Source organism: Psychrobacter sp. CR212, from assembly GCF_059693765.1.
Genome location: NZ_JCATIF010000006.1, coordinates 217,985 through 224,081, shown reverse-complemented (window position 1 = coordinate 224,081; position 6,097 = coordinate 217,985). Strand labels below are relative to the sequence as shown.

8 protein-coding genes are annotated in these 6,097 nt (G+C 43.0%); 5 read left to right on the top strand and 3 right to left on the bottom strand.

Going from position 1 to position 6,097, the window contains the following annotated elements; translation table 11 throughout:
• Positions 1-163: 163 nt before the first annotated feature.
• Positions 164-316: a hypothetical protein gene (locus tag AC58CZ_RS11905; protein WP_494224593.1), complete on the top strand. Its 153-nt coding sequence runs from the start codon at positions 164-166 to the stop codon at positions 314-316.
• Positions 317-390: 74 nt separating this feature from the next.
• On the opposite strand, the gene AC58CZ_RS11900 is transcribed toward AC58CZ_RS11905, so the two are convergent.
• On the bottom strand, positions 391-1,089 hold the full coding sequence (locus AC58CZ_RS11900; protein ID WP_494224592.1) for a DNA glycosylase: 699 nt from the start codon (positions 1,087-1,089) through the stop codon (positions 391-393).
• Between the two features lie 358 nt (positions 1,090-1,447).
• Between AC58CZ_RS11900 and upp the strand changes: the two genes are divergently transcribed.
• Together upp and AC58CZ_RS11890 are read left to right on the top strand one after the other, a co-directional pair.
• Positions 1,448-2,107 (top strand): uracil phosphoribosyltransferase, encoded by a 660-nt coding sequence (gene upp / locus AC58CZ_RS11895; RefSeq protein WP_058023728.1) that lies wholly within the window; start codon positions 1,448-1,450, stop codon positions 2,105-2,107.
• 73 nt (positions 2,108-2,180) lie between these two features.
• Positions 2,181-2,933, top strand: coding sequence for an SDR family NAD(P)-dependent oxidoreductase (locus tag AC58CZ_RS11890; protein ID WP_494224591.1), 753 nt, complete (start codon positions 2,181-2,183; stop codon positions 2,931-2,933).
• 22 nt (positions 2,934-2,955) lie between these two features.
• Here the strand turns inward: AC58CZ_RS11890 and AC58CZ_RS11885 are convergent, their stop codons facing one another.
• Positions 2,956-3,609: a hypothetical protein gene (locus AC58CZ_RS11885; RefSeq protein WP_494224590.1), complete on the bottom strand. Its 654-nt coding sequence runs from the start codon at positions 3,607-3,609 to the stop codon at positions 2,956-2,958.
• 175 nt (positions 3,610-3,784) lie between these two features.
• Between AC58CZ_RS11885 and AC58CZ_RS11880 the strand changes: the two genes are divergently transcribed.
• Both AC58CZ_RS11880 and AC58CZ_RS11875 read left to right on the top strand, forming a co-directional pair.
• Positions 3,785-4,741 carry an alpha/beta fold hydrolase gene (locus AC58CZ_RS11880; RefSeq protein ID WP_494224589.1) on the top strand — a complete coding sequence of 319 codons (957 nt, stop codon included), beginning with the start codon at positions 3,785-3,787 and terminating at the stop codon, positions 4,739-4,741.
• 185 nt (positions 4,742-4,926) lie between these two features.
• Entirely contained in the window at positions 4,927-5,763 is an 837-nt protein-coding gene (locus tag AC58CZ_RS11875) for an alpha/beta fold hydrolase (protein ID WP_058023567.1), read from the top strand.
• Positions 5,764-5,847: 84 nt separating this feature from the next.
• Here the strand turns inward: AC58CZ_RS11875 and AC58CZ_RS11870 are convergent, their stop codons facing one another.
• Complete coding sequence (locus AC58CZ_RS11870) at positions 5,848-6,087, bottom strand: DUF1653 domain-containing protein (protein ID WP_494224588.1); 240 nt, start codon at positions 6,085-6,087, stop codon at positions 5,848-5,850.
• Between the last annotated feature and the right edge of the window lie 10 nt (positions 6,088-6,097).

The window sequence follows — 6,097 nt, the reverse complement described above, 5'->3', positions numbered from 1 at the left end:
AGTTAAGCTATCTAGCGAGCCGACTATCTTATCATATTGATTTGAATTGTCAAGACTTTTTATAATTTGTTTCACCAGGTTAACTGCGTTATTAATGTGTAATCTACACATCTTTCACTGCCAGTCCGTCTGATGAGGGCGTATTATAGAGGGTTTAACTTTTGTGTCAACCAGTTTTGGTGATGTTTTTGGACTTATTTTAGCAGAATATAAAAATGGTAATTTTTTCAATGGGTTGGGCTTGGTTATTTTTGATGCACTAGAAATGAGTAGATATGTGCTCTTGATTATGTTTTATCCTAGTAAAAATATTTAGTTCCAGTAGATAGATGCGTTTTACTACCTTTTAGCTTCATTCTATATTGGAACAGTCCTCTCTATAGTTATACTTTATAACTTACCCATCCTCTCAAAAAACGCCTTATATGCAGCGACTTTCTTATCCAACGATAGCGGATAAGCGCGCGAGGTGGAAGGCAGCCTATATAAAGTTAAGTCATTAACCATATTGGTTTGGTTGCTGTCTTGCCACTGATAAGGGTAATCCATACTTTGATTGGTTTTTGGATGTTTTGATTTGGCAATTGGCTCATCTAATAACCCAAGTAGCACTTCGGTCGCCTTGCCTCCTGTCGTGAACAATGTCGCTACCTTTGGCACTTGCGGCAAGATACTATCCAAATCAACTGGCGTCACCACGGATAGGTTTTTATCCGAAGCATTGCCAGTCTCTCGAATAGCCTGCTTGACTGTCGGGCAAGACGCTATACCACGCTCGAACATAAAATTGCGTATGCGCTCAGGGTCAAAGCGCTTCTCATCACCAACTCTAAAATAGTCAGCATCATCAAAAAACACTCGGCCATAGATACGCCACATATCATTATAAAAATTGGGATAGTGAAAGCTCATTGCCCATTTATCGCTAGTCGGCGGAAACGTACCCATCATCATGACCGTGGCATTTGGTGGTAAAACAGGCGCAAAAGGATGATTTTCAATTTCTCCTGATGAACTCTCGGTTGCTACTATCTCGTTATTAGCCTTGTTATTAGCGTCTTCTTGGGTGTTTGATGGTTTTATAGTCATGATATTCTTCATCAGAAAAGCGGTTTTTTTGGTATCATAGCAAGCCTAGACACTACTGCACTTATGATAATTTCATACAGTCAAACTCAGTCGATTCAAATAGTGCGACAATATATAGTCGCTTAGCCTGAGCGGTTTAGGCTTGGCTGCCAATTGTGAGTGTCTAACTGATCACTTTTGGTGACATTACACTCTTATACAAGTAGCACGTTTATTTGATTTGCATGGTCATTGAGGTTTTTATTTTACTATCAATGAGACCAAACAGAGTTAAAGTGGGGTAAGTGTTTGTATCTTTTTATATTAATAGCAACCGCAATGACTGCGCACGCATCAGACAAAAACCAAGAGAATACTTATGAGTGATTTAAACAACGATTTAAACATTACGGTCATTGATCATCCATTGGTCCGTCATAAACTCAGCCTCATGCGCGAAAAAGACTGTAGTACTTATAAATTTCGTACATTGACTAAAGAGCTTGCACGCTTGATGGCTTATGAAGCAAGCCGTGATTTTGAAATTGAGACCTTCCCAATGCAGGGCTGGTGTGGCGAAATCACGGGTGAGCAAATTATTGGTAAGACAGCGACTATCGTGCCGATTTTGCGTGCAGGTATTGGCATGCTTGATGGGGTGCTCGATCTAATTCCTACTGCTAAGATTTCTGTGGTCGGTTTGCAGCGTGATGAAGAAACGTTGCAGCCAGTACCATTCTTTGAAAAATTTGTCAGTCACATGGACAAGCGTCCTGCGCTAATCATTGATCCAATGCTAGCTACGGGTGGCTCAATGGTTGCGACCATCGAGATGCTAAAGAAAAATGGCTGTACTAATATCAAAGCATTGGTATTGGTAGCTGCACCTGAAGGCGTCCGCTTAGTCAATGAAGCACATCCTGACGTGACTATCTATACCGCTGCGTTAGACAGCCATTTGGATGAGCACGGTTACATCATCCCAGGTCTTGGCGATGCGGGTGATAAAATCTTTGGTAAGCAATTATCAAATAGATAAGTCTCATTAGGGTAAATAAAGCCGTCATCAAGGTTATGATAGAAACATGCAGCATCAATAATAAGGACAGACAATGAACGTATTGATTACAGGAGCGAGCGCGGGTTTTGGCAAAGCGTTGGCAGAGCGTTTGGTAGCCAATGGTCATCGCGTGATCGGTTGCGCCAGACGCCTTGATAAACTGAATGCGTTGGCAGACACGTTAGGCGACGCATTCTTGCCTGTTGTGATGGATGTGAGTGAGACGGCATCTATCCCACAAATTATTGCTGACTTGCCTGATGACTTTAAAAAAATTGATGTCTTGGTCAATAATGCAGGATTGGCACTGGGTACAGAGCCTGCCCACAAAGCCAATCTCGATGATTGGATGCGCATGACGGATACCAATGTTAAAGGTCTAATGGCATTGACTCATGCGGTCTTGCCAGCCATGGTCGAACGCGATAGCGGTTATATCATCAATGTTGGCTCGATCGCTGGGAGCTGGCCGTACTTTGGTGGCAATGTGTATGGTGCGACCAAAGCCTTTGTCAAACAGTTCAGCCTAAATCTGCGTACTGATCTTATCGGTACGCAAGTGCGTGTGACCAATATTGAACCGGGCGTAGTCGCGGGTACTGAGTTTTCAAACGTGCGCTATCATGGTGATGATGACAAAGCGGCAAAAGTCTATGATGGCTTTAAGACCATGACCGGCGAAGATATCGGCGATATATTACTATGGTTGATTGAGTCGCCTGCGCATATCAATATCAATCGCTTGGAAGTGATGCCAGTCGCGCAAACCTATAACGGTCTGACGGTGGCTAAAAAAGACAGTTAAAAGCGCATCTATTATTTAACAGTCAACGTAACTCGTAAGACCGAAGCAATATAGATGACTCTATATTGCTTTTTTTTGTGTCATCAATCGTCATCTCATTAACCAAGCGCAAATCCTGAAAGTCCATAATCAATACTTCATTGCGCAAACGCTCGCTGGTGCGCTTATTATGGCGTATCGGAAACCCTAATACTTGCTTACCAATGATAGTGATTTGATTAACGATTACCTTTGAATAAGAAACCTGATATGTTGTCATTTTTTGCGCGTTAGTGATTGCCGTGGCTGGATTGACGGTGGTGGTGAGTAGCTTTGTTTGTCGTACCACTTTGGACATCTCTCCTGCAAAAAATAATACCTGATCTAATGGCATATACTGCGCATGGCGGGTCAGCTCTTGACGAAACAAAGCGGGCATTTCTACATTAAAACTGTCTTCTGTTTGTTGATAAAACGCGGTAAAGTTGCGATGCAAATACCGTCCAAATACTGTGGTATTGATCCATTCTTGATAAATATCGTTCGCCAGTAGTCGCTTGGAAAAGCTATTGGCATCTATCGTGACCTCATTATTCAACATCGACAATAAAAGCGCTTGTGGGCTAGTAAATGTCTGCTGCTCCCAAACTTGTGGATACAAGCTACTATCCAATGACGACAATATCGATTTGCTCATACCCTTCTACCCTTATCAGTTATCGCTACTGCTTTTACCGTTAGCTAAATTCTATGCTATGGTCAGATGACTGCTTCAATATAACAGTCTTTTATTCGCGGTATGAATACGTTTGTAAAAATACATCTTGACCACTCAACCAAGATGGCTTGATAACCAAAAGTGATGTCATTCTATGAAAAACCTCCTTTTTTCTCTACCCGCATCATATCAATTACGAACAATCGATATAAAGACAGCTGATGGTACGGCGCTACCCGTGTCTGTCATTGGGAATGGTAAACCCGTCATGATGATGCATGCTTATGGTATGGATGCACGTGAATTTTTACCTTTTATACTGCCACTAATGGGTAAATATGAGTTTTACTTGCCGCATTTTCGAGGTTTTGGTGCGGCAAAAAATATTGAGTTGACGCAGTTTGATTTCGTGCATCAGTATGCTGATGATATTGATACAGTGACTGAGCACATCTGCCTGAGGCGTCACGTAGAGTCATTGCCCGTTGCCGCGATTTCAATGGGGGCGCTCGTCATGTGGTCTTATTTTGAGCGTTTTGGTACAGCCAGAGTCAGTCGCTATCTGAACATTGATCAAAGCCCTGTGATTCACAATCAACCAGATTGGCAAGGCGGATTGTTTGGGGATCGGCAAAAAGAGATGTTTGCCGTGTTTCAAGAAATTGTCGATAGGACACTACCGTATGCGCAAGTTGAACACTTTACGCACTTGCCGTTTTCTCTCAAGCGCCGCGTGACCGATGTCGAAAGATTGTTTTCTTTACTGTCTGTCAGCCGTCCACGTTCAAAAGCTGTCGTACAAGCACTTACTCATCAAAACGATCATAAGCTGGCATTTTATAATCACCAAACATGGCAACACAAAATGCGCTGCCTGCAGGCGTATCTCGCCATACCTTATGATTTTCGGGCAGTTATAGAAAACGTCACCATCCCAGTGGTCAGTCTCATTGGTGGTCAATCAAAACTCTATGATCCCAAGTGGCAGCAAGATATCACACGTATGCTACCCAATGCTCGTGACGTCATCCTACCGCGCTCAGGACATGCCGTCCCTATGGATGAGCCATGGCAATTTCATAAAATGCTAAAAGAATTTCTACAAGACTGACTAAGATTTTACACAACCGCTTTATAATCACTACTATAACTTTACAGCCTGTCATAGCAATTAGCCTGAGCTGATTCTATACTAAAAAGCTGATGCAAATCCTTAATGACTCACTACGAATGACAGTCACTGATAAGCATCAACATAAAAATATATGAATATAATAATGTCAAAAGGATAAGATCATGCCATACGCTACCGTTGCGACTCAAGACGATCAACCAGTCGAACTCTATTATGAAACCCAAGGTACTGGCAAACCTGTCGTACTCATTCATGGCTGGCCACTTAGTGGACGCGCTTGGGAAGCACAGCTACCTGCGCTAGTCGAAGCTGGCTACCAAGTCATTACCTATGACAGACGTGGCTTTGGTCAATCGTCCAAACCATGGAACGGCTACGACTACGATACCCTAGCCCAAGATTTGAAAGGCCTTATGGAGGCGCTCGATCTTCAAGACGCGACCATCGTTGGTTTCTCTATGGGTGGCGGCGAAGTGGCGCGCTATCTGGGTAAATATGGCTCAGAACGTGTCAGCAAAGCGGTACTTGCCTCTGCTGTTCCGCCGTATCTGTTTAAGGCAGATGATAACCCTGATGGCGGTCTTGAAGAGTCAGATATCCAAGGATTTTTGGACGGTGTCAGCGATGATCGTATTGCCTTTTTAAACGACTTTACCAAGAATTTCTTTACGCCAAAAGACGGTAAGTCGCTGGTCAGTAAGCCTATGCGTTTATACAACCGCGATATCGCTGCTTTCGCCTCTGCCAAAGCAACCTTTGATTGCGTCAAATCGTTCAGTTACACGGACTTCCGCGATGATCTAAAAGCATTTGATGTGCCAACCTTAGTCATACATGGTGATGCCGATCAAATCGTTCCGTTTGAAGCAAGCGGTGAACGCTCTCATGATATGATTGCAGACAGTAAACTGCATGTCGTTGAAGGCGGCCCACACGGTATCAACGTAACGCATAGCGAAGAGTTTAATAAAACATTGATTGCGTTTTTGAACAGTTAATTGACCGTGTATATAGAATAAAAAAACGACCTCAACGGGTCGTTTTTTTATTTTATGAAATTAATGTTTGATCGTTATTAAGCACTAACCGCTTAAGGGTTGAATCAATTCAAATCGCGGGATTTCCTTGCCATCAACAGTGACCGTCTCAGTAAACATCGCAAGCGGGCGTACCCACACGCCGTACTCACCATAAAGACAACGATAGACCACGAGCGACTCTTCGGTCTCTGAGTGCTTTGCCGTGTGCAGCACTTGATAAAGGCTACCTTTATAATGTCGGTAAATGCCTTGGGGTACCGTGTTTTGACTTTTTTGAGACATAAACTACTCA

What these genes read in the sequence shown, in the direction of transcription:
- AC58CZ_RS11900 (WP_494224592.1), bottom strand. Translation starts at nt 1,089, where the DNA reads ATGACTATAAAACCATCAAACACCCAAGAAGACGCTAATAACAAGGCT.
- upp (WP_058023728.1), top strand. Translation starts at nt 1,448, where the DNA reads ATGAGTGATTTAAACAACGATTTAAACATTACGGTCATTGATCATCCA.
- AC58CZ_RS11890 (WP_494224591.1), top strand. Translation starts at nt 2,181, where the DNA reads ATGAACGTATTGATTACAGGAGCGAGCGCGGGTTTTGGCAAAGCGTTG.
- AC58CZ_RS11885 (WP_494224590.1), bottom strand. Translation starts at nt 3,609, where the DNA reads ATGAGCAAATCGATATTGTCGTCATTGGATAGTAGCTTGTATCCACAA.
- AC58CZ_RS11880 (WP_494224589.1), top strand. Translation starts at nt 3,785, where the DNA reads ATGAAAAACCTCCTTTTTTCTCTACCCGCATCATATCAATTACGAACA.
- AC58CZ_RS11875 (WP_058023567.1), top strand. Translation starts at nt 4,927, where the DNA reads ATGCCATACGCTACCGTTGCGACTCAAGACGATCAACCAGTCGAACTC.
- AC58CZ_RS11870 (WP_494224588.1), bottom strand. Translation starts at nt 6,087, where the DNA reads ATGTCTCAAAAAAGTCAAAACACGGTACCCCAAGGCATTTACCGACAT.